The organism is Desulfobacter sp., from assembly GCA_028768545.1.
Lineage (GTDB): Bacteria > Desulfobacterota > Desulfobacteria > Desulfobacterales > Desulfobacteraceae > Desulfobacter.
This window is the reverse complement of the sequence record CP054838.1, coordinates 3,046,296-3,069,419: the sequence shown is the minus strand read 5'-3', so window position 1 is coordinate 3,069,419 and position 23,124 is coordinate 3,046,296. Positions and strand designations below refer to the sequence as shown.

At 44.8% G+C, this 23,124-nt stretch carries 22 protein-coding genes, 1 tRNA gene, 1 other RNA gene and 3 pseudogenes; 14 read left to right on the top strand and 13 right to left on the bottom strand.

Annotation, left to right across the window (positions count from 1 at the left end; translation table 11 throughout):
* Positions 1 to 67: 67 nt before the first annotated feature.
* Positions 68 to 3,936, top strand: a pseudogene (locus HUN05_14945) (class I adenylate cyclase).
* 12 nt (positions 3,937 to 3,948) lie between these two features.
* Here the strand turns inward: HUN05_14945 and HUN05_14940 are convergent.
* Positions 3,949 to 4,611, bottom strand: a complete 663-nt coding sequence (locus tag HUN05_14940; protein ID WDP86259.1) for a TIGR00730 family Rossman fold protein — start codon at positions 4,609 to 4,611, stop codon at positions 3,949 to 3,951.
* A 269-nt stretch (positions 4,612 to 4,880) separates the two neighbouring features.
* Here HUN05_14940 and HUN05_14935 point away from each other — a divergent pair, with 269 nt between their 5' ends.
* The 4 genes from HUN05_14935 to ssrA all read left to right on the top strand — a co-directional run bounded on the left by HUN05_14935 (position 4,881) and on the right by ssrA (position 7,805).
* Complete coding sequence (locus HUN05_14935) at positions 4,881 to 5,117, top strand: HPr family phosphocarrier protein (protein WDP88084.1); 237 nt, start codon at positions 4,881 to 4,883, stop codon at positions 5,115 to 5,117.
* Positions 5,110 to 6,879: a phosphoenolpyruvate--protein phosphotransferase gene (gene ptsP / locus HUN05_14930; GenBank protein WDP86258.1), complete on the top strand. Its 1,770-nt coding sequence runs from the start codon at positions 5,110 to 5,112 to the stop codon at positions 6,877 to 6,879. Before HUN05_14935 ends, ptsP begins: the two co-directional genes overlap by 8 nt.
* 4 nt (positions 6,880 to 6,883) lie before the next feature.
* Positions 6,884 to 7,348, top strand: a complete 465-nt coding sequence (smpB, locus tag HUN05_14925) for an SsrA-binding protein SmpB (GenBank protein WDP86257.1) — start codon at positions 6,884 to 6,886, stop codon at positions 7,346 to 7,348.
* Positions 7,349 to 7,444: 96 nt separating this feature from the next.
* Positions 7,445 to 7,805: a transfer-messenger RNA gene (ssrA, locus tag HUN05_14920) on the top strand.
* Positions 7,806 to 8,146: 341 nt separating this feature from the next.
* Here the strand turns inward: ssrA and HUN05_14915 are convergent.
* Positions 8,147 to 9,316: an IS4 family transposase gene (locus tag HUN05_14915; GenBank protein WDP88083.1), complete on the bottom strand. Its 1,170-nt coding sequence runs from the start codon at positions 9,314 to 9,316 to the stop codon at positions 8,147 to 8,149.
* 211 nt (positions 9,317 to 9,527) lie between these two features.
* Here HUN05_14915 and HUN05_14910 point away from each other — a divergent pair.
* Positions 9,528 to 9,612: transfer RNA gene (locus HUN05_14910), tRNA-Leu, on the top strand.
* A gap of 74 nt (positions 9,613 to 9,686) precedes the next feature.
* On the opposite strand, the gene HUN05_14905 is transcribed toward HUN05_14910, so the two are convergent.
* The 4 genes from HUN05_14905 to HUN05_14890 form a co-directional block, all read right to left on the bottom strand.
* A complete protein-coding gene (locus tag HUN05_14905) occupies positions 9,687 to 9,827 on the bottom strand; it encodes a hypothetical protein (GenBank protein ID WDP86256.1) in 141 nt (46 codons plus the stop codon).
* Positions 9,828 to 9,878: 51 nt separating this feature from the next.
* Complete coding sequence (locus tag HUN05_14900) at positions 9,879 to 10,166, bottom strand: tyrosine-type recombinase/integrase (GenBank protein WDP86255.1); 288 nt, start codon at positions 10,164 to 10,166, stop codon at positions 9,879 to 9,881.
* Complete coding sequence (locus HUN05_14895; GenBank protein ID WDP83751.1) at positions 10,145 to 10,471, bottom strand: hypothetical protein; 327 nt, start codon at positions 10,469 to 10,471, stop codon at positions 10,145 to 10,147. The genes HUN05_14900 and HUN05_14895 overlap by 22 nt, the downstream gene beginning before the upstream one ends.
* A 434-nt stretch (positions 10,472 to 10,905) precedes the next feature.
* Positions 10,906 to 11,211, bottom strand: coding sequence for a hypothetical protein (locus HUN05_14890; protein WDP86254.1), 306 nt, complete (start codon positions 11,209 to 11,211; stop codon positions 10,906 to 10,908).
* A gap of 42 nt (positions 11,212 to 11,253) precedes the next feature.
* Here HUN05_14890 and HUN05_14885 point away from each other — a divergent pair, with 42 nt between their 5' ends.
* The 3 genes from HUN05_14885 (at position 11,254) to HUN05_14875 (ending at position 13,995) form a co-directional block, all read left to right on the top strand.
* Positions 11,254 to 11,565: a hypothetical protein gene (locus HUN05_14885; GenBank protein ID WDP86253.1), complete on the top strand. Its 312-nt coding sequence runs from the start codon at positions 11,254 to 11,256 to the stop codon at positions 11,563 to 11,565.
* A 272-nt stretch (positions 11,566 to 11,837) separates the two neighbouring features.
* On the top strand, positions 11,838 to 13,049 hold the full coding sequence (locus tag HUN05_14880; protein ID WDP86252.1) for an IS256 family transposase: 1,212 nt from the start codon (positions 11,838 to 11,840) through the stop codon (positions 13,047 to 13,049).
* A 235-nt stretch (positions 13,050 to 13,284) separates the two neighbouring features.
* Positions 13,285 to 13,995, top strand: a complete 711-nt coding sequence (locus tag HUN05_14875; GenBank protein WDP86251.1) for an IS6 family transposase — start codon at positions 13,285 to 13,287, stop codon at positions 13,993 to 13,995.
* A 75-nt stretch (positions 13,996 to 14,070) separates the two neighbouring features.
* Here the strand turns inward: HUN05_14875 and HUN05_14870 are convergent, their stop codons facing one another.
* The 3 genes and pseudogenes from HUN05_14870 to HUN05_14860 all read right to left on the bottom strand — a co-directional run bounded on the left by HUN05_14870 (position 14,071) and on the right by HUN05_14860 (position 16,922).
* Entirely contained in the window at positions 14,071 to 15,219 is a 1,149-nt protein-coding gene (locus HUN05_14870) for a M20 family metallopeptidase (GenBank protein WDP86250.1), read from the bottom strand.
* Positions 15,220 to 15,531: 312 nt separating this feature from the next.
* Positions 15,532 to 16,242: pseudogene (locus tag HUN05_14865) on the bottom strand (IS6 family transposase).
* Between the two features lie 113 nt (positions 16,243 to 16,355).
* On the bottom strand, positions 16,356 to 16,922 hold the full coding sequence (locus HUN05_14860; protein ID WDP86249.1) for a hypothetical protein: 567 nt from the start codon (positions 16,920 to 16,922) through the stop codon (positions 16,356 to 16,358).
* A 232-nt stretch (positions 16,923 to 17,154) separates the two neighbouring features.
* Between HUN05_14860 and HUN05_14855 the strand changes: the two genes are divergently transcribed.
* The 5 genes and pseudogenes from HUN05_14855 to HUN05_14835 all read left to right on the top strand — a co-directional run bounded on the left by HUN05_14855 (position 17,155) and on the right by HUN05_14835 (position 19,767).
* Complete coding sequence (locus tag HUN05_14855) at positions 17,155 to 17,385, top strand: MoaD/ThiS family protein (protein ID WDP88082.1); 231 nt, start codon at positions 17,155 to 17,157, stop codon at positions 17,383 to 17,385.
* Positions 17,386 to 17,388: 3 nt separating this feature from the next.
* Positions 17,389 to 18,099, top strand: a complete 711-nt coding sequence (locus HUN05_14850) for a HesA/MoeB/ThiF family protein (protein WDP86248.1) — start codon at positions 17,389 to 17,391, stop codon at positions 18,097 to 18,099.
* Positions 18,096 to 18,880, top strand: a pseudogene (locus HUN05_14845) (NAD-dependent deacylase). Before HUN05_14850 ends, HUN05_14845 begins: the two are co-directional and overlap by 4 nt.
* A complete protein-coding gene (locus HUN05_14840) occupies positions 18,880 to 19,215 on the top strand; it encodes a histidine triad nucleotide-binding protein (GenBank protein ID WDP86247.1) in 336 nt (111 codons plus the stop codon). Before HUN05_14845 ends, HUN05_14840 begins: the two are co-directional and overlap by 1 nt.
* A gap of 48 nt (positions 19,216 to 19,263) precedes the next feature.
* Positions 19,264 to 19,767, top strand: coding sequence for a hypothetical protein (locus HUN05_14835; GenBank protein WDP86246.1), 504 nt, complete (start codon positions 19,264 to 19,266; stop codon positions 19,765 to 19,767).
* Here HUN05_14835 and HUN05_14830 read toward each other — a convergent pair.
* The 4 genes from HUN05_14830 to HUN05_14815 are packed head-to-tail and all read right to left on the bottom strand — an operon-like array spanning position 19,703 to position 23,072.
* Positions 19,703 to 20,413: an IS6 family transposase gene (locus HUN05_14830; protein ID WDP86245.1), complete on the bottom strand. Its 711-nt coding sequence runs from the start codon at positions 20,411 to 20,413 to the stop codon at positions 19,703 to 19,705. The two genes, HUN05_14835 and HUN05_14830, sit on opposite strands and share 65 nt — an antisense overlap.
* A 49-nt stretch (positions 20,414 to 20,462) precedes the next feature.
* Positions 20,463 to 20,948 (bottom strand): EamA family transporter, encoded by a 486-nt coding sequence (locus tag HUN05_14825; protein ID WDP88081.1) that lies wholly within the window; start codon positions 20,946 to 20,948, stop codon positions 20,463 to 20,465.
* A 45-nt stretch (positions 20,949 to 20,993) separates the two neighbouring features.
* Positions 20,994 to 22,676 (bottom strand): energy-dependent translational throttle protein EttA, encoded by a 1,683-nt coding sequence (gene ettA, locus HUN05_14820; protein ID WDP86244.1) that lies wholly within the window; start codon positions 22,674 to 22,676, stop codon positions 20,994 to 20,996.
* Positions 22,677 to 22,688: 12 nt separating this feature from the next.
* On the bottom strand, positions 22,689 to 23,072 hold the full coding sequence (locus HUN05_14815) for a RidA family protein (GenBank protein ID WDP86243.1): 384 nt from the start codon (positions 23,070 to 23,072) through the stop codon (positions 22,689 to 22,691).
* Positions 23,073 to 23,124 lie beyond the last annotated feature (52 nt).

Genomic DNA, 23,124 nt, shown 5'->3' with positions numbered 1-23,124 from the left:
TGGATTTTAAGCATACCCATATACCACTTTTAAGTAGAAATGTACAAACGGGAAAAAACATTATATTATGGCTGATTCAAAGCCCGGATTTGATCTGAACACTTTTGACACTCATTGGGCGTCTCTTGATTCCAATGCCAGAACCGATCTCATTGCTCGGGCACATCTTTTTATGCCCATGCTGGGCATACTGCCCATACTCGAAGGCCTGTTTTCCTATCATTTCAACGATCGGACCTTTGCCAAAAAAAGTCTTGAAGCGTTAAGGAGCGATATCCGGAAAAAACTTAACGCTCCTTTGGATGCACAGGCCTATAAACAGGCACGTTCCGACGCACTCAGGATCTGCGCTAAAATTTATTTAAAATTGTCCGGGGACCTTGCATTTGCCGACAAGACTCTTTTGCTTTCTACCCTGGTTTCCTTTGGGGATTCGGGGCTTTTTTTGCCTTTAAAGCCCTTTACCAGGATCGGTTTTCTCTGGATGTGATCAAAAAATGCATCCAGGAGATGAACGAGTACCAGCGCCTTGAGTTTGTGGATCAATATCTCCAGGCCACTCCTGCCATAAGGCTCAAATATGCCGCTTTGTTCAAAAAAATTTTAATAGAGCTTGAACAAAGAGAACCGGTGATTGTTTTTTATGCCAGTCTTTTTGACCGGAAAAGAGATGCAGACCCGTTTTTAAATAATATCAATAAAAAATTGCGGGATCCGGACAAGATCGTTGACACCGAACTTTTTTCTCGGAGTCCTGAATCCAGGATTACAGGGCTGAAAGCCTTGTCAATGATGCAGACAAAGATTGCCTATCCGGTCTTATGGCAGGTCCTTTTAAAAGAAGAGGTAAAAAAGGTGAGGATGGCGGTTTACAGCCTTGTTGAAAACTCTTCAATGGGGTTGTATCCCGAGCTGTTTGAGTCCATTTTTGACCGGTTTAAACGCGCGGATTTAAATGAAGCGGTCAATGCGTTCAAAGCCCTTGTGGTGTCAGGTAAATTCAGCTTTTATCAACTCATGGCGCTTGTGAGGAAAACCAATCCTGCCATTATTCCCAATATTCATATTGAGATTTCCAATTTATCCAGGCTTTCTTTTTTTGTCATCCAGGATATTGCCCTGAACAAGGACGAGTATCAAACGGATAATTTTGACATTAACCTGGCCTGTATTTTCGGGATGATCAAAAAGCGGCCCGAACGGGTAGTCCGGATACTCAAGGATCTTGAAACCCTGAATGAAAAAGGGGTGTCCGTTGGTGTTCGAGGGTTTGTTAAAAAAACATCCCAACTATTGTTAAAAGAAAAACAAAGCATTGAAAATCAGTTCGAGCATATAGCTGGTCAGATAAAAGACAAAGACAAACCCAAGTCTTTTTTAAAGGCCGTGTTAAAGGATCCTCTAAAGAAAAAACTGGACCTGTTAAGGGAAAATATTGTCTCCCGGCAGATTGATTTTACCAAGACGGTGATCAGAGGAGAGGATCTTTCACAATTGGACCTGTCCTCTTCAATCCTCTTTTTTACCCAGGCTGCATTTGGGAACTGCAATTTATCCGGCACAAGCTTTGGCAAGGCCGTGTTTAAAAAAACCGTGTTTTACAATGTCAACATCAAAGGGGTATTGTTTGACCGGGCCTGTTTTGACAATGCCGTATTTGTCAATGTCACGGCAGAAGGCGGCTGGTTCAACCGTTGCAGTTTCCAGGGGGCCTCGTTTTACAATTGCAATTTCAACCGGGCCAAGTTTAACGACGGCATATTCATAGATGTGGTGATTTCAAAAACATCGTTCAAGCATGCAGACTTAACCTGTGCCTGTTTTGCCCATTCAAGAATTTCAGGGGTCTCGTTTGCCACATCCGGTCTAAATATGGGTTATTTTACCAATGTGAAGGCCATATTCAGTCGGTTTCCCTCCTATGCAAGGGATGTGATCAGAACCCGGAATATTGACTATAACGCCCGGGATCACCAGCTCTCCTTTAATGATTTGCCAAAGATAGATCCTGAAATTGCCTCTGAAATTAATATGTTGATATTTTGTGAATTCATTCACTATGGGGAGGCCAAATATTTAAATCAGAACAAGCTCAGCCTGCTGACAGCCTTTGATATATTCAAGCCTGCCCAGGCTGATTTTTTTCAGCTCATCCCGTTGTTGCTCCATGAAAATTTTGAATTTCTGGACGCTGATTTTTCATCGTTCTTGCCTCCCTGCGGTATTGCAGATTATCTGCCCTGCCAAGAGGCCATACGGGTCGGGGAAAAATATTTGGGAAAAAATAAGGTCAGGGCGCATCGCAATTTTTCACCTGCCATCCAGGGTCTGTTTTCAATGGGGAGCGTAGGATCCCTTGCCCAGACCGCAGAATCGGACATTGATTACTGGGTCTGCATTGACGAGCGGATGATTTACCCGGAAGAGATCGGCCTGCTTCGCAGAAAACTGGACGGTCTTGAAGCCCAGGCCATGGAAAAATTTAAAACCCATGTGACTTTTTTCATGGTGGACATTCTCAAGGCCCGGAACAATGATTTTGGCGGGTCCACCCAGAAAAGCTCCGGATCTGCCCAATCCAGGCTGCTCAAGGAGGAGTTCTACAGAACCATGATCCATGTGGCGGGAAAACTGCCGCTCTGGTCTGTGCTGCCCACGACCATCTCCATTAATTATTACAACCTGATTATCAATCGAATTTCAAAGTTTACAAAATCCCACCGGTATATTGATCTTGGCGACATTCATGCCATCCCGGTGAATGAGTTTTTCGGCGCCTCTATCTGGCAGATGTTCAAATGGATTAAAAGCCCGTTTAAATCGGTGATAAAGATGGCGCTGCTGGAAAAATATATCAATGCCTACGGCAGGGAAACCCTTTTGTGCAACCAGTATAAAAACGAGTGGATGAATTCAGGCACCCATCTAAAACCGGGACAGAACGACTCTTATATCATTCTGGTCAACACCCTGATCGATTTTTACCTAAAATCCGGGGATGAAAAGTCCATCAACCTGCTGCTGACCTGTTTTTTTCTTAAGCTGGGCATTTCAAAACCCTCTGAGATCGATTATTCCGTGTTTGGCCTGCGCAAGGTCCTTTTGGAATGCGGTCTGGCCGAATGGGGGTGGACCTTTAAAAAAATTTTTGAAGTCGGCCGGTTCAAGGCCTGGCCTTATGCCGCCATACAGCGCCTCTCCCTCACCATTGAACGCTATATGGTCTCAAAGTATATGGCCCTTAAAAAACAATTTGATACCCAGTCCATGACCAGCCTGATGATTTCAGAGCAGGACCGCATCGTACTTGAAAGAAAAGTGGATATTTTTTTCCAGGACAAACCCTTTAAAATAAAAAAATTGCTTTTAGTGTCCAGAGGGGACCGTCATTTTTCAAGGCTTCATCTCAAGTATTTGCCCATGGCTAACTCCCCGGGGCATTGGGAACTGGTACATAAGATTCCGAGGCACCGGGATCAAAACCAGGAGTCGATTATTAAGGCTGCGACTGTCGAAGAAATCGGAGCGTGGCTGGTCAACAACAGGCTGTATACGGAGCAGACCTTTCTGGGGCTGGTACCCAACCCCACTTCTGTCTCCCATGATGATGTTGAAAAATTGTATCGGTCCATGTATGAATTTTTTAATCCTGAAATAAAAAAGAATGTTCATTTCAAGGATATGCGCAAACAACCCAACATTGCCAGCCTCTTTATCTCCTTGAACTTTTATTCTGCCAAACCCAAGACTCAGATTTCAGATTATGCCGTGATCTACCGCAATTCTTGGGGGGAGATGTATCTGCGCAGCGCAAGGCCGTCAGAGCCCCTGCCAAACCTTGAGACGCTCAAACAAAAAATCCAGGTGGGGTTGAGCCTCAAGGCGTTTCCGGAAAAAACAGCCTTTTATTTTGCAAGGGGAATGGCAAGGATCTGATGGCATTGTTTTTTATTGATAAAAATTTTGAACAATTTTCAGGGCCTGGTCCGGATCCTGGGCCAGATGGAAAAGATCCAGGTCTTCCGGGGAGATCAATCCCCTTTCCACAAGCTGTGTTTTAATCCAGTCCAAAAGCGGAGACCAGAATTTTTTGTCCATTAAAATCACCGGCATCTGCCTGATCCGTCTTGTCTGAACAAGGGTCAGGGTTTCAAACATCTCATCCAGGGTGCCAAGTCCGCCGGGCATGATGATATAGGCCTGGGCATATTTAACAAACATGACCTTGCGGACAAAAAAGTAATGAAAATCAACGGAGGTGGTGAGATAGGGGTTGCCTTTTTCTTCAAAGGGCAGGTTGATCTTAAGGCCTATGGATTTGCCTTTGGCTTCTTTGGCCCCCTGGTTTGCGGCCTGCATAATACCCGGGCCCCCACCCGTGATTACCGCATAGCCGGAAGAGGCAAACAAGGCGGCCGTGTCCCGGGCCCTTTGATAATCCGGATGCTTTGGATCTGTTCTGGCCGAGCCGAATATGGACACGGCAGGGCCGAGGTTATGGAGAGTATCGATTCCTTCTACAAATTCTCCCATGATTTTGAACAGCCGCCAGGATTCACCTGATTTAAAATCATCAATGGGGTATTGGAGGGGCTCTTTTGTGGAGGTCATGGCAATTTTCCTTTATCTGTGTGTTTGGTCAACCTGAGGGGCAACCTTGGTTTTCCAACTGGCTAAAATTATAAAAATTTGGTATATTCTACACAAAGTGGGCCAGCTTATCAACCTGATCAACTCGGGCGGATCTCTTCTGGTTCAGGCACTGTTGACTTTTAACATTGAAAGATATAAACAAGAAAAAAAATTTTCTTTGGAAAGAACGATAATTGAACACAAAATATTCAAGTTCCCGGAAGACCAAAGTCGTGAACGCTCTGGGAATGCACGCCCGCCCCGCAGCAAAAATAGCTGAGATGACCATGGGGGCAAAGGGAAATATCTGGCTGTCTGACGGGGTGTCAACCGTGGATGCATCTAGCATCATCGATATTCTCACCCTGTGTGCGGTAACCGGCACCCGGATTTCCATTCACGTTGAAAACAAAGGTGATACTCTGCTGGCAGAGGAACTTAAGGCGTTTTTCGATATGGGTTTTGGAGAACAGATCAATGAATAGATCCCCTGCAGGCGAGATTACCATCACCGGCATCAGCGGATCCCCCGGCATTTGCATCGGCAAGGCATACCTTGTGGACCGTGAAGGGGTGAACCTGATCAAACGGTATCCTGTGGATGCCCGGATGGTGCCTGCTGAAATAGACCGGTTTAAGAATGCGGTAATCAAAGCCAAAAATGACCATGCCAAAACCATCAAGTCTTTAGGTGAAGACCTGAGTGAAAATCTCAACATTCTTGAGACCCACATGGTTTTGTTCAAGGACAAGATGCTCTACGGCAAAACCATTGATACCATTTCCAACGACAGGGTCAATGCGGAATGGGCATTGAGAAAGGTGTCCAGAAAAGTAAGGCGGATGTTCGAACAGATTGACGACGCCTATCTTCAGGCACGGGTCAATGACATCATCCAGGTGTCAGACAAAATTATGACCTACCTTGTGGGGGGCCAGGATATTTGGATCAAGGATATCAACAAACGGGTGATCATTGTGGCCCATGACCTTTCCCCTGCAGATACAAGTCAGATCCAGCTCGAAAGAATCAAGGGCTTTGTCACTGACCGGGGAGGCAAGGATTCCCATACCAGTATTGTGGCCAAATCCCTGAAAATTCCATCGGTCATGGGGCTTGGAAACGCCACCGTCAACGTTAATAATGATGATATCCTTATTGTTGACGGCTCTTCAGGCATTATTATCATCAATCCCGAAGAGGATACCCTGTTCAAGTATGAAGAAAAAATGGCCCGTTTTGAATCCTACCGGGCTGATATTGAACGGGACAGCCACCTGCCTGCCGTGACCCATGACGGGGTGGCCTTGAATCTCATGGCCAATATTGAACTGGTGGAAGAAGTGGTTTCGGCCAAGGACAACCGGGCAGAAGGCATCGGGCTTTTCAGGACCGAATTTTTGTATCTGGATATGAACCGGTTTCCCACGGAAGACGAACTGCTCAAAAAATACAGGGAGCTTGTGGAACTCATGAATCCTGCGCCCGTGACCATCCGGACCCTGGATATCAACGGAGACAAGTTCAACCCCTATATTGATCCTGTGGAAGAGGCAAATCCTGCACTCGGACTTCGGGCTGTCCGGTTCTGCCTTGAAAACGAAGCCATTTTCATCACCCAGATCAAGGCCATACTAAGGGCGGCAGCCTTTGGCAACATCAAGCTGCTCATTCCCATGATTTCCTGCATGGAAGAAATCATTCAGGTTAAAGCCGTTATTAATAAGGCGGTGATCGAGCTTGAAGATGAAGACAAAATTTTTAACAAAGATATCCCCCTGGGCATCATGATTGAGGTCCCGTCTGCTGTGATCATGGCCGATGAGCTGGCCGGGCAGGTCGATTTTTTCAGTATCGGCACCAATGACCTGATCCAGTACTCCATGGCCATTGACCGGGGCAACCGGCGGGTGGCCCACCTGTACCAGGCATTAAGCCCTGCCGTGCTTAAAATGATCCGCCTGACCTATGAGGCTGCCCAGAAAAATAATATTGAGGTGTTCATGTGCGGTGAAATGGCAGGGGATCCCATTAATATCCCCGTACTTCTGGGCATCGGCCTGACCAATTTGTCCATGAATTCAGGTTCAATCCCGGTGATCAAAAAAATGGTCCGGTCCATGGATGTTTATATGGCCCGTAAATGTGCAAAAACAGTGATGGCATTTAAAACCACCCAGGAGATCACGGATTTTATCCTGGATAAATATAAAACCATTCTCCCCTACAGGGACAACGAAGAATAAAATCATGAATGCGGAATACACAAAACTCATTGCCACCAATAAAAAGGCAAGGTATAACTATCAGATAGATGCCGAGTATGAAGCCGGTATTGTGCTTGTGGGATCTGAGGTCAAAGCCATGAGAGAAGGCAGGGTCAGTTTTCAGGACGCCTATGCCGATATTAAACAAGATGAGGTTTTTTTAAGGCAGTTGCATATATCTGCCTATAAATATGCCTACAACGCAAACCATGAGGCCTTAAGAACCCGAAAGCTTCTTCTTCACAGGTATGAAATTAAGCGGCTGACCGTTAAAATAAAAGAAAAAGGCTATACCCTGGTACCCCTTAAAATTTATTTTAAAAATGATAAAATCAAGGTGCTCATAGGTCTTGGCAAAGGTAAAAAATTATATGACAAGCGGGAAACCATAAAGCAAAAAGACGTTAAAAGGGACATGGACCGGGATAGAAAAAAATATTCCGGCTAAAGATTTATAACCCTGTGTTTTTTTTAACCCAGGTCTTTATTGACATTCCAATGCATGTTATTATATTAAAGCGCGTGACTTGATCTTTTACAATTTGGGGGCGAAATGGTTTCGACGGAGATTCTGATGCCCAAGGTAGCATACCGAGCGTTTTTTTGTCCGCTCGTAAATCCGGCAGAAAAAAACATAATCGCAGACGATTATAATTACGCTGTAGCTGCTTAAGGCGGCTTCCGTCCTCCTGAAATCCCTCTTGCAGATTTCAGATCGGGGCGTCGACTCTTGCAAGACCGCCGATAGGGGTTTCCTGAGCCCTTTAGGTTGAATTTTTCAGGATATACCGAAGCGCATCCATCCTGAGGGAGACGCAACGGCCAATTTTAAAGTTCAGGATAAGTATGTAGAAGCCTGGGTTGATTGTTTTCGGACGCGGGTTCAACTCCCGCCGCCTCCACCAAATTATATTTAAGATAACCTCGCAATATGTACCAAAAGCCCTTTATTTAAAGGGCTTTTTCTGTTTTTAGGGGTTGTCAACCCGTTTTCGCCTTGCGAAAAGACGAAAACCAGTCTCTGGAAAGCCCGTGTAAATTGTTTTTGACGGTCCATGATTTAAAAAAAACTTTTTTGACAAACCAGCCTTATGGATTTGTATCCGATTATTTTTTTGTTTTTTTTCAAGTTGGCAGATCCGGCGCAATGTTCAATTTTTGGCAAGAGGGGTGCGAAAATAGGGGGCGTATTTTATTTTTTCCATATAAAAACACCAAGTTTATGTTATTAGTCAGTGATGTCCGGTTAGGTTTTTGCTTGCTCAATAATTTTTTGATCTTTGACAATATTGTCCCTGTTTGAACTATGAGAGCCCTGCTCCTCGCAGCCAAACAGGTCATTTAGAATGGCGGTTCGCAGCTGCCGAACTCTTTTGATCGTGACCTTTTCATTAAACTGTTTTTGGCAATGGATTGTCAGTAACAGGTAAGTGATAAGGCCGCCAAGAATCTGAACCATAAGGCCGTATTCACTGCGGGCAATGAGATGATATACCTTCAGATGTTCTTTCCACCATTTGAAAAAATCCTCAATGGTCCACCGGAGTTTATAAATTGTTGCTATTTGTTCCGCTGTTAAATCATGCCTGTCAGTTGCCACATAGTATTTGACGCCAGCAATTTTATAGCCAACAACCCGAACAGGCCTTTTCGTCTGGTTTTGATTCGGAGTACCAAGTTTAACCAGTGCATCATAAAAAATGTAGCTGTCGGAAGGGGTCTCGTGGTTATCAATAATTGTTCTTGTTGTCCTGGTTTTTATACGGCAGACAAAATGTTTGCCTTGCTCCTGAAGCAGGTCAAATTCTTTATGGGATTGATATCCACGATCCATAACACCTGTTTGCCCCTTGGAAAGTATTTTGGGAACAAAGGTGCGTTCAGCGCCGTTGCCTTCAGTCAAAAAGATTTTGTTTGGGATTCCGTGATTAATGTCAAATCCGCAATGTACTTTGGCTTTTTTACTTCCTTTTCTGTAGTTCGCCCAGTGCATTGAAAGGACTGCATTTATGAGACTACCGTCAATGGAAACCAACTCTCCTAACTCGGCGTGTTCACCCGGATGACACTCAAGAGCCTGTTTATAAAGATCCTCAAAGATAAATTGCAGTTGTTCGAGTCCCCTGTGATTGATGGCTTCACAGAAACTACTACGGCTGATACCACCGTCTGGCGCAATATTTTCTTTAGCAAAAACATTCTCCTTGAGATCCTGAATTAAATGTCGGGCAGACTTGTGCTCCTGAAGATGGAAATAAACCAAAGCATTTATCTGGTCTTCGAATGTCATTTTTAAAGGGCGGTCTCCTCGAGATTGTAATTCCGGTGCTTTTGAAAGTGACTTTATCAGAGGGCACCTGAAATTGTCAAAGTTCAGGGACCGTAGTTGTTTTTTAGGGATTGAGATGTGCGTCATTTGAGCTCCTTGAGTTAAGTTTTCAAGGCGCACAAAAATTTTTACGCACATTTGTCAACACAAAACCGACTGTTTTTTCAATGATTTTAGATGCTTTTTATATGCAACAACCTAACCGGACACTACTGATAAAAAATGCTTGATTTATGAAGAGAATAAATGTAGATAAGTTGCCGATCTTTTAAATCCAAGATTTAAAACAGATTCCAAAGCCGAAGTGGTGGAATTGGTAGACACGCTAGACTTAGGATCTAGTGCCGCGAGGCGTGGAGGTTCAAGTCCTCTCTTCGGTACCAATAATAGAAACGGGTAGTTAGGAAACATCCTAACTACCCGTTTTGCTTTTAGGGTAACATCAGCCAGTTTAATGTTACCCTTTTTTAGTCTCTTCATTTTCTTTTGGATCGAACAAAAAAGATTCCATCCTTTTTACAGCTTCGGCTTTTTCAACTTCATCGACTGTATTATACCTGTCAAACATTTCCCTGGTGGAATGGCCGGTGATATCCATGGTCACGGTATCATGAGCCCCGGCCTTTCTCATATACGTGTTAAAGGTGTGTCACAGGTCGTGGGGTGTGATCCCATTTTTGGTGTTCCTGCTGTAAGGAATCCCAACAGTCTCACAGGCCTTTTTTAAGCTGGCCCGAATACTTTTCAAGGCTTTTCTCTTGCATAGAAAAACATGGTCATCATGCAATGCCCTGGAAATTTTCACCAGACATTCAGACAGGGTGTCAGGGATAGGAACAAACCGTTTTTCATTGTCTTTGGTTTGGTCGGCCTCAAGTTCAATTCTGCGGTGCTTCAGGCTCACCTGATCCCATTTTAACGATAAAATTTCACCCATGCGCATACCCGTAAAAAACCTGTGATGAAAATATTCCTGGCATGAAGGGGTAGGGCGTCTGCCAAAAGGAAAAACTCCTCAATGTTCAATGCCCTGTCCCTGGCATTGCCGCCACGTTTCAATAATTTGGTAATTTTTTTAAAAGGTTTCAGGGCATCCCCAGATACCTTGTCATTGTCCCAGGCTTTATTAACCATCCCACGGGCCGCCCCTATCTCCTGATCAATATAGGAATCAGATTTACACAGGTCTTTTCTTCGAATCTGGTAATTTTCCAGGTCAACGGGCTTTAGATCCTTTACCAACAGCGGACCAAATACGGAATTAAAAGAAGACAACTACACTTTCAATACGTTGTAATAGTCCAGTTTTTAAGTCTGGGTAATTCAAGATACCGTTCCGTTAACTCCTGAAGGTCATTGTCGCTTCCGGCAACATGTCGCGGAAGCCAACCCCTTCCGACGGGCAATGTTTGAGGTGCCCATTTCCAGGGCCTGGCTTCCACTTCCGCTAATTGTCGGGGAAATTTTAAAGATAACGCTTAAATTGAATAAAAAACTCTATTGACACTGGGGGCCACTATACCAAAAGAAATCAGCATATAAAGGCGTAAAATTGCAACCAAATATCAAGCCCAAAAAATAACCGGACATCATAAAACCTGTTATTGTGGTACTAAAATTTTCCATGGACGCACGAATGCCGAGTAAAGACATTTGCAGACCGTTTCCACGCATGATCAGCTCAGCAGTTTTTTTGTTTTGTAGGCTTCTTTTTTTAAATTGTGCTTGGTCATCAGTTTATGTAATTGCCTTGTTGTTATACCGGCCGCTTTTGCTGTGATATTGATTTTTCCAAAATGCTTTTTCAATAGCTGATCAAGGTAAATTCTCTCTATTCGTGACATTTCCTGGTTTCGCACTTGAGAGAGTGTTAGCTCAGAGTTTATGGATTCCGTTAAAATCTCCTTTGGTGAAGCAAAAAGTTCGGCAGGAAAATTTTCGGGCTGGAGGATAGATGACTTCTCAAGAATATAGCAGAGCAAACAATTACTTGAACAAGGATTTATACAACTTATATTTTCCCCATGAGATATTCATCAGATTTACGCAAACGCGTTATAGATTTTGTAGAAAATGGAGGAAGCAAGACGGAAGCTGCCAGTCAGTTTAATGTATCCCGTGGAAGTGTTCACAACTGGACGTCTGCCGAAGATGGTTTGTCATACAAGAAACCCGGTCCAAAAGGACCACGAAGTTTGGATCTGGAAGCTTTGCGCCTCCATGTGGAGACAAATGATGACATGACACAATCGGAAAGGGCGCAGCATTTCGGAGTATCCCGTGCCTGTATCTGGTATAATATGAAACAACTCGGAATCACTCGAAAAAAAAGATGACGGGATACAGGGAGCGAAGCGACAGCAAAAGAAAGGCATATCTTCGTCTTCGTGAACGTTATGTACGTCGTTGCAAAACGTTTGTTTATGTTGATGAAAGCGGCTTTTCGCCTTATACAACCCGTCGCTAGGGATATGCTCTCAAAGGGCAGCGTGTTCATGGTTTGATTGCAGGAACAAAGCACCCTCGAACGTCTTTGATTAGAGGGCGTTCAAAATTCTGTGTCAGTTGAATGAAAGCTGATATACTCAGCTAAATAAGGAGAACTGACATGACCGAAGAAAACACCGAATTTGATTTTCAAAAAGCCCTTAAAGGCATCCAGGAAGGTAAACCCTTCACAGGTAAGGGCGGCGTCCTTACATCATTAATCAAAAATCTTGCTGAAGCTGCTCTTGAAGGAGAGTTGGAGTCCCATCTCGGACAGGAAGTTTCTGCCAACCGCCGTAATGGAAAAAGCAAAAAGACCATTAAATCCCTGGATGGTAAATTTGAGCTAAAAACCCCGCGTGACAGGGCCGGAACCTTCTCTCCACAGATCGTCAAAAAACATCAGACAACGCTCAGCGATGAAATTGAAAGAAAGATAATAGCCCTTTACGGCCTGGGCATGAGTTATAATGATATGGCTTCCCATTTACAGGAAATCTATGGACTTGAGATTTCAAATGCCACTCTGAGCACCATTACCGATAAAATCATCCATACCGTCAAAGAATGGCAGGCCAGGCCGTTGGAAAATGTGTACCCAATCGTATGGCTTGATGCCATACATTATAAAGTACGAGAAAACGGAAAGGTCGGCAGCAAAGCCGTTTACACAATTCTTGGGGTGAATATCGAGGGCCGCAAAGAGATTCTTGGGCTGTACATATCCGAGAATGAGGGTGCGAACTTCTGGCTGCAGGTGTTAACAGACCTTTCAAACCGAGGGGTAAAAGATATCCTGATTGCCTGTGTTGATGGTCTAAAAGGTTTACCCGAGGCCATTGAGACCATATTCCCGGACACAGAAGTTCAACTCTGCGTAGTCCACCAGATCCGAAATTCATTGAAATACGTTGGTTCCAAAAATAAAAAAGAATTTATGGCAAATCTAAAACGTGTTTATAAAGCGGTCAATAAGGATCTGGCCGAAGAAGAACTGGATATCTTGGAAAATAAATGGAATGACAAATACCCGATTGTGATAAAATCCTGGCGGAACAACTGGGAACGCCTCAGTCATTTCTTTAAATATCCAGAAGAGATTCGACGGATAATATACACCACAAATACCATTGAGGCTGTGCATCGACAGTTTCGAAAACTGACCAAAACAAAGGGATCATTCCCGAACCAGGACAGCCTGTTAAAGCTGCTTTACATGGGGATCCAGAACGCCAGTAAAAAATGGACAATGCCGATTCAAAATTGGTCACTGACAATTTCCCAGTTGGCAATTTTCTTTGAAGGCCGGCTGGATAAAGAGCTGGGAATTTGATAGGGATTTATTTACAGATGGAAAAGATGGTTCCAGGAACTCCACTCCAGCAAAAATCAACTCCTCCGACGTGGCTGATTGAAGGCCCATTCTCGGACCTGACTTTTACTTCCGCTGGCGCTGAGGCAGATCCGGGAACCGAAACCGTGACACAGAATTCTGGGTTCTGTTGCAAAAAATTATTAATGTCTGATACAAGTCCGTTTTGGCACTAATTTATTTGCAGAGAGATAGTATGAAAAATGAAAACCCTTTCAAGTGGCGTCATTATGAAAAAGAAATCATCCTGTTGAATGTTCGCTGGTATCTGAGATATCAACTGAGTTACAGGAATCTGGAAGAGATGATGCAAGAACGGGGCTTGTCTGTGGATCACAGTACCATTTACCGATGGGTTCAGCGCTATGCTCCTGAAATGGAAAAGCGAAGCAGGAAGTATCTGCGGCAATCAAATGATTCTTACCGTATTGATGAAACATATATCAAGGTGCGGGGGAAAATGAAGTATCTTTACCGAGCGGTCGATTCCCGTGGAAATACCATCGATTTTCTTCTTCGCAGCAGACGTAATATGGAATCTGCCAAACGATTTTTTAAAAAGATGCTGCGAGCTTCCAATAGCTCCAGACCTCGGGTTCTGAGTGTTGACGGAAATCCTGCATATCCTCCGGCTGTAAAGGCTTTGAAAGAAAAAAAGCTTCTGAATAAGGACTGTATCCTAAGACAGAATAAATATCTGAACAATATTATTGAGCAAGACCACCGGTTTATCAAAAAGCTTGTCAGAGCTGGTATGGGGTTCAAGACATTTCATTCTGCCTGGCGGACGCTAAAAGGCTATGAAATTATGAACATGATCAGAAAAGGACAAGTTAAAAATATCAGGAAGGGAGAAATTTTAAAGCAGAAAGAATTCGTCGAAAATCTGTTTTCTTATGCTGCGTAAATTTTACGCCTGAACGATCTCTTTGTCCTGGAAATCTTTTTTGCAACAGAACCCAAAAAAGCACCCATTGGCAGGTTAGAGGGCGTTGAGGATGGTGGCAAATAAAATACTTCGTTCCCAGAGGCTGGCTTTTTTAATATACTCGTCTTCACTATGGTCTTTTTCCCCTTGGGGGCCTAGACCGTCGATCACTGGGATGCCTTGGCTTGCAATGATATTGGCATCTGATACGCCCTGGCGAAGCTCAGGGATAACCGGGGTTTTAAGGGTGTGGGCCAGCCCTTCAATTGTTTTGAACAGGTCCTGGTTTGCCAGGGTCTGGGGCATGGGCGGCCGGCTGGACACCACCCTCATTTCGGACCGGGTATTGGGAACCCTCTGATGCTGGACAATCCGATCAAGGTTCTCTTGGACCTGGCGGGCATCCTTGTCAGTGAGAAATCTGAAATCAACGCCTGCTCTGGCCAGGTCGGGAACCGTGTTGGGTCCGATGCCGCCGTTGATGGTACCCACATTGGCTGAAATGCCTTTTTCAGGCTGATTAATGGCTTCAATGGCAAGGGTTTTATGGGCCAATTCAACGATGGCGCTGGCCTTGTTTTTTCCTGCAAATGCCGCATGACCGGCCTGGCCTTTGACCGTGAGATCAACGGATAAGTTACCCTTTCGACCGGTGACAATTTCATTGTTCATCCCGCCGGCTTCAAGCACAAGGCCAAGTTTTGATTTTTGGGCCTCTTTTCTGATCAGTTCCCTGGAGGTCGGAGAGCCTATCTCTTCATCGCTGTTGAATATAAAGGTGATGGGTTTATTTTTGGCCAAGCCTAAATGAACAAGGGCCTTAAGGGCGAATATCCCCACCACAAGTCCCCCTTTCATGTCTGCCACGCCCGGCCCGAAACATTGGGTGTCACTTTCCTTGTACCAGTTAAATGACGTATCTTCGGGAAAGACCGTGTCCATATGACCTGTGATTAGAATCTGCTCTTGTCCCTGCTGACCGGATGCTTTGGGTGATCTTGCAATGAGGGTGTTGCCAAGGTCTTTTTCCTGGGTGAATTCACAGGAAAAACCGATCTGGGTCATCTGTTTTGCAATCTGTTCACCTACACGGTCTACGCCTTTTTTGTTTCGAGAGTAGCTCTGGATCAGAACCAGTTCTTCCAACAGCTGAAAAAGCCCTGCTTTGTTTTCATGAATATAGTCAATTATTTTCAAGGTCATCTATACCTGCCTGAAGGGTTGGGGGTTATGAAAAAATACACAGGGCAGCCTTAAATTTAAGGCTGCCCCGGGGCTATATTTTATGTCTTAGAATTCATTTTTAGTTTTTCATAAAGGAAAAAATTTCGGGGTCGGCATCAGGGTAGTTGACAACTTCGCCATTCCAGGGTTTTTTAAGGATCACATCCGAGTTTTCATGGGACTGAACATTGCTTTTGTGCAAGGGAATTTTACCCCCTGCCGTTGCAATATATCTGGGGGTTCTGTTGCAAAAAATATTTCCAGGACAAAGAGATCGTTCAGGCGTAAAATTTACGCAGCATAAGAAAACAGATTTTCGACGAATTCTTTCTGCTTTAAAATTTCTCCCTTCCTGATATTTTTAACTTGTCCTTTTCTGATCATGTTTATAATTTCATAGCCTTTTAGCGTCCGCCAGGCAGAATGAAATGTCTTGAACCCCATACCAGCTCTGACAAGCTTTTTGATAAACCGGTGGTCTTGCTCAATAATATTGTTCAGATATTTATTCTGTCTTAGGATACAGTCCTTATTCAGAAGCTTTTTTTCTTTCAAAGCCTTTACTGCCGGAGGATATGCAGGATTTCCGTCAACACTCAGAACCCGAGGTCTGGAGCTATTGGAAGCTCGCAGCATCTTTTTAAAAAATCGTTTGGCAGATTCCATATTACGTCTGCTGCGAAGAAGAAAATCGATGGTATTTCCACGGGAATCGACCGCTCGGTAAAGATACTTCATTTTCCCCCGCACCTTGATATATGTTTCATCAATACGGTAAGAATCATTTGATTGCCGCAGATACTTCCTGCTTCGCTTTTCCATTTCAGGAGCATAGCGCTGAACCCATCGGTAAATGGTACTGTGATCCACAGACAAGCCCCGTTCTTGCATCATCTCTTCTAGATTCCTGTAACTCAGTTGATATCTCAGATACTAGCGAACATTCAACAGGATGATTTCTTTTTCATAATGACGCCACTTGAAAGGGTTTTCATTTTTCATACTATCTCTCTGCAAATAAATTAGTGCCAAAACGGACTTGTATCAGACATTAATAATTTTTTGCAACAGAACCCTAAATATTTTAATGGGTTCATTGGCAGTCGGTTTTAATTTTAATGAATGGTGATCTCTTTAATATTGACGGCAGCTAGGTACTCTTTGACAGCACCTAAGGTCAGGGTAAACATTTTGGTTCCCGTGAGAATCGCCATGGGGTCGTTGGGGCATTTGCAGGCCTGGGCAAATGCAGGTCCCATGACCGCCGTGGGTTCTGTAGCCTGGGAAGGATTGGTCTGCATGAGTTCCACATAAGAATCCAGCCGTTGTTTAAGAATACCGAAATAGTCAACCTGGGTACCGGTTGTGGTTTGGGTAAGGGTGGAAATATTCTGGGAAATTTCCTGGATCATTGCCCAATAGGATTCGGTTAAGGCGGGTTTGTTCTTATCTGTGGCTGCCATGTAAAAGGCAATGCCCCATCCGACACTCAATATTTTGAGTATGCCAAGCTCATATTCCAGGGTGGTTTTATTCAGGCTTGTCTCTTGGGGCAGGGCCAGAATCAACTCTTTTAAATCTGTCCGGTCAATGGCAAAGTTTGCCAGGTTTTTGGCCACCTGTTCTGTGCTTAATTTCTCTTGGCCTCTGGGAGTTGGGCTATCGTTTTTGGCTGCATTCATGGATGTTTTTCTGCCTTAAAATCATATACAAATTATTGGATCTGTCTTATACTCAAGTTCAATAAATATCAGCCTTGGGGAAAAGTGTAAACCCCGGCCTTATAAAATCAGGCAGGATTTTTAAGGGGTTGGACCTTAATGGCCCTTTGGCATTGCGCCTGGTGATAAAATATCGGGTTTAGGTTAAATCGTTTAATTTAGGATTTGGAAAATCTGTATGGACGCGCATCAAATGATTCAAATAGATCTCAAGCTTTTTGTTACCCTGGCCAAATATCATCCCCGGGGCAGCGGTCCTCACAATGTTGAAAAGGGGAGTACAATATCTGATCTGATTTTCGATCTTGGGATTGATCCGGATACGGTAAAGCTGATTTTTATCAATGGGAAAAAAGCTTCGGCAGACCAAACACTTTGCCGAGGAGACCGTGTGGGGCTTTTCCCCCCGGTGGGCGGAGGATAAGGGATGGGGACCTGTTTGAACGACCGGTATCTGAGAAATTTTAACAGCCTAAGCTTGGCAGATCAAAATCGCCTTAAGACCTCCCATGTTGCTGTTATTGGGCTTGGGGGGCTTGGGGGCACGGTGTGTGAGCTTCTGGCACGGATCGGTGTAGAGTGCCTCACCCTGGTTGATGGGGATCGTTTTAATTCAACCAACCTTAACCGTCAGGTGTTGAGCCGTGAGGACAATTTGGGCTGTTTTAAGGCAGATGAGGCAAAAAAGAGAATAGAAAAAATTAATTCATCTGTGAAAATTGGGATTCACAAGGTCTTTGCAGGGCCCGAGAATATCCAGGCCCTGATCCGGGATGCAGATCTTGTCATGGATTGCCTGGATACCATTTCTGACCGATTTGTACTTGAACTGGCCGCCCAAAAAGGCAAGAAGCCTCTGGTTTCCGGTGCCATTGCCGGGGGGACAGGACAGGTCACGGTCATCTTTCCCCAGGACAGAGGATTTGAACTGATTTACGGCAGTCCCGCTTCCATTGATGCTTCAAAAAAAGGCATTGAAACCCAGGTTGGCAACCTTTCCTATTGCGCTTGTTTTATTGCATCCCTCCAGGTTTCTGAAGCCGTGAAAATATTGATCGGCAAGGGGGAGGTTTTGCGAAATAAGCTGTTGATTGCGGATTTATGGACCCATACCCTGGAGGTTATGGATTTGATATGAACGATTATCAAAAAGCCGCCCAAAAAATTGTTCAGTCAGAGGCCTGTGTGGCATTCACAGGGGCGGGCATTTCAGTTGAAAGCGGTATTCCTCCGTTCAGGGGGGAAAAATTCCTCCGTTCAGGGGGGAAAATGGTTTGTGGAATAAATATGATCCTTTCACCTTTGATATTGAACATTTTAATCGGGATGCCCAAGGAACCTGGTCTGTTGTCAGGAAAATTTTTTATTCGCTTTTTGGTCAGGCGCTTCCCAATGCCGCCCATTATGCCCTGGCAGAACTTGAGGCCAGACAAATGGTCAAGGCCGTGATCACCCAGAATGTTGACAACCTTCATCGGGATGCGGGCAGCAAAGTTGTCCATGAATTTCACGGATCCTTGAAACAGGTGGTCTGTTTAAATTGCCTTACCCGTTTTCCCGTAAGCCAAGTGGACCTCAATCGCCTGCCGCCGGCCTGTGATCATTGCGGCGGTGTGTTAAAACCGGATGTGATTTTTTTTGGGGAACCCATTCCGGAACCTGCTGCCACCCGTTCTTTTGAGGCTGCCCATAAGACCGACTGCATGATTCTGATCGGTACCACAGGGACGGTGGCACCGGCCAACCTGATTCCGGCCAGGGCCAAAGCCTCAAATGCCGTGATCATTGAAATAAACCCGTTTCCTTCTGAATACACCAGAGGGGTTACAGATATTTTTTTAGAGGACAAGGCCTGCCTGGCCATGGAAAACTTATTGGATGAAATTGATTGTATAACTTCAAACTTAGGAGAAAAGTAATGTCTGACGACTGTCTGTTTTGTAAAATTTTAAACCGGGAAATTCCCAGTGAGTTTTTATATGAAGATGATTATTATGTGGTGTTCCGGGATATAAATCCTGCGGCTCCGGTTCATTTGCTCTTGGTTCCTAAAACCCATATCCGCAGCATCAATGATCTTGAACCCGGTCATGAAGCCGTTGTGGGCAGGCTTTTTACCATTGCAGCCAAGATGGCTGAACAAGAAGGGGTGAATGAATCCGGGTACAAGCTTTTGTTTAATGTGGAAAAGGGCGGGGGCCAGGAAATTTTTCACCTTCATCTTCATTTGCTTGGGGGATGGGCGAAAAAATAAGCCCGGCGAATTTTCGTTTTTTTGATCATCACAAGATCCGGAGGAATTATGCTTAAGGGGTTGAGTCTGGCAAAAAAAATTGCAGGCGGATTTTCTATTATTTTATGTTTGCTGATTTTATTGGCATTTGTGGGCCGCACCGGAATTACCCGGGTGGTGGACCGGGTTGATGCTGCCAATCATTTTCAGTCCCTGATGAATCTGATTCTGGATGCCCGCCAGAATGAAAAACAATTTATTCTGACCAACGAGGCCGATGGGGTCAGCCAGGTGAAAAAAGACATCTCCAAGCTGAAAGAAAAGATCGGGGAAATAACCCGGCTCAGTATGGATGATGATCTGGCCAAGGGGATAAAAGACATTTCAACCGGGCTTGGGGCCTATGAAAAATCCTTTGGGGAATATGTTGATATGGCCCACCAGAAGGATATTTTGGTTCTGTTGCAAAAAAGATTTCCAGGACAAAGAGATCGTTCAGGCGTAAAATTTACGCAGCATAAGAAAACAGATTTTCGACGAATTCTTTCTGCTTTAAAATTTCTCCCTTCCTGATATTTTTAACTTGTCCTTTTCTGATCATGTTCATAATTTCATAGCCTTTTAGCGTCCGCCAGGCAGAATGAAATGTCTTGAACCCCATACCAGCTCTGACAAGCTTTTTGATAAACCGGTGGTCTTGCTCAATAATATTGTTCAGATATTTATTCTGTCTTAGGATACAGTCCTTATTCAGAAGCTTTTTTTCTTTCAAAGCCTTTACTGCCGGAGGATATGCAGGATTTCCGTCAACACTCAGAACCCGAGGTCTGGAGCTATTGGAAGCTCGCAGCATCTTTTTAAAAAATCGTTTGGCAGATTCCATATTACGTCTGCTGCGAAGAAGAAAATCGATGGTATTTCCACGGGAATCGACCGCTCGGTAAAGATACTTCATTTTCCCCCGCACCTTGATATATGTTTCATCAATACGGTAAGAATCATTTGATTGCCGCAGATACTTCCTGCTTCGCTTTTCCATTTCAGGAGCATAGCGCTGAACCCATCGGTAAATGGTACTGTGATCCACAGACAAGCCCCGTTCTTGCATCATCTCTTCCAGATTCCTGTAACTCAGTTGATATCTCAGATACCAGCGAACATTCAACAGGATGATTTCTTTTTCATAATGACGCCACTTGAAAGGGTTTTCATTTTTCATACTATCTCTCTGCAAATAAATTAGTGCCAAAACGGACTTGTATCAGACATTAATAATTTTTTGCAACAGAACCGTTTTTACGGTTGACCAGTGCTAAAAGGGCAAAGGTCAGGCCTGATAAAATGCCGTAAAAGGCTCCCAAGGTGGTCTGGTTGGACAGGTCCAGATCCGGGACCACCAAAATAATACCGGTAAATACAGCCAGGGCTGTGGCCATGTCAACGGATTTTAAGGGCTCTTTAAAGAACACAGGTTCCATAAAGGTGACAAAAAGGGGAAAGCTTGAAAAGGTGATAAGGCCCACAGCCACGGACGAGACCTGGATGGCCAGGAAAAAAAGACCCAGTGACAGGCCAGAAGAATACCCTGGAAAATAAAACCCGCAAGGGCTTTGGGGGTAAAGCCTGTCAGTTTTGTCCGGTGCTGGACAAGGGCAAAAAGACCCAGGGCCAGACCTGCAAAAAAGGTCCGGCCCAGAACGATATAAAAGGGGCTGCAGGATAAAAATTTGCCAAACAGCCCTGCAAATCCGAATAGAAAAACCGCAATATGGATTTGAATCAGCCCCTGCTTCAAAATATTACCGTGTCAATTGCCGGTATTTGATTCTGGTGGGCTGGTTTTCCTTGATGCCCAGCCGTTTTTTCCGGTCCTTTTCATAGTCTGAGTAGGAGCCTTCAAAAAACAGGGTCTGGCTTTCACCTTCAAAGGCCAGGATATGGGTGGCCACCCGGTCTAAAAACCAGCGGTCATGGCTGATGATAACGGCGCATCCTGCAAAATTTTCAATGGCCTCTTCCAATGCCCTCATGGTATTGACGTCCAGATCATTGGTGGGCTCATCCAACAGCAGAAGGTTGGCCTCTTCCTGGAGCATGGTGGCCATGTGGACACGGTTGCGCTCACCGCCTGAGATATCTTTGACCTTTTTTTGCTGGTCTGTGCCTGAAAAATTGAACTTTCCCACATAGGCCCGGGAATTGATCTCCCGGCCGCCGATGAGAAGTTTGTCCCTGCCTCCTGAAATCACCTCGTAAATGGTTTTTTCAGGGTCCAGGGAATCTCTTTCCTGGTCCACATAGGCGGCCTTTACGCTCTGACCCAGTTCTATGGTGCCCGAGTCCGGGCTGTCCTGTCCTGTGATCATTTTAAAGAGCGTGGTTTTTCCGGCCCCATTGGGACCGACCACCCCGATGATGGCTCCGGCAGGAATGACAAAGTTCATATCATCCACCAAAAGTTTGTCTTTAAATGCCTTTTGAACATTTTCGGCCACAATGACCTTGGAACCGAGCCTGGGCCCGGCTGGAATAAAAATTTCCATCTCCTGTTCCTGCTCTCTGGCATCTTTTTTTAAAAGATCATCATAGGCTTTTATTCTGGCTTTGGACTTGGACCGTTTGCCCTTGGGAGACATTCGGATCCATTCAAGTTCCCGGGCCAAAGTCTGCTGGCGTTTGGATTCGCTTTTTTGCTCCGTTGCCAGGCGCTGCTGTTTTTGTTCCAGCCAGGAAGAGTAATTGCCCTTCCAGGGAATGCCTTCTCCCCGGTCCAGTTCCAGAATCCATCCGGCCACATTGTCCAGAAAATACCTGTCATGGGTAACGGCGATGATGGTGCCTTCAAACCGGCTCAAATGCATTTCAAGCCAGGCCACGGATTCTGCGTCCAAATGGTTGGTGGGCTCGTCGAGCAAGAGAATATCGGGTTTCTGGAGCAAGAGTCTGCACAGGGCAACCCGGCGTTTTTCTCCCCCTGAAATCACGGCAACCTTTGTATCCTCCGGCGGGCAGCGCAATGCATCCATGGCCATTTTTAAGCGGGAGTCCAGGTCCCAGGCATCCATATGATCCAGTTTTTCCTGGAGTTTTCCCTGTTTTTCAATCAGGGCATCCATTTCATGGTCTTCCATGGGTTCTGCAAAGGCTTCTGAAATTTTGTCATATTCCCGGATCAGGTCCACGGTCTCCTGAACCCCTTCTTCCACCACCTCTCTTACGGTTTTGTCAGAATCCACAAGGGGTTCCTGCTCAAGATACCCAATGGTATAGCCTTTGGATAAAATGGTTTCCCCGGCAAATTCCGTGTCCGTTCCGGCCAGGATTTTGAGCAAAGAGGATTTCCCCGAGCCGTTGAGTCCTAAGACCCCGATTTTGGCCCCGTAAAAATAGGAAAGGGAAATATCCTTGAGCACCTGGCGTTTTCCGTGGAATTTGCTCACATTGATCATTGAATAGATGACTTTTTTAGTATCTTCTGTCATTTTGTCTCCTTTTTATGCCTTGTTCAGGACGGCGATGCATTCGATTTCAACCCGGGCGTCCTTGGGCAGCCGTCCTACTTCAAAGGCTGACCTGGCAGGCTTATGACCGTTCAAGGCCTTTTCATAAACCGTATTCATTCCGGCAAAATCATCCATTGAGGATAAAAATATGGTGGCTTTGACAATCTGGTCAAGTCCTGAACCCGAGTCTTCCAATACGGTTTTCAGGTTGGCCATGGCCTGGAAGGTCTGTTCTTCAATGGTATTTCCTTTAAGTTCCATGGTCGACGGATCCAAGGGAATCTGGCCTGAACAATAGACCATATCCTGGTGGATAACGGTATGGCTGTATGGACCGATAGCGGCCGGCGCCTTGTCAGAAATAAAGGGTGTCATATGGGTTCTCCTTAATAGCTTGTTTTTTTAAAGTATTATGAACCCCCGGTCC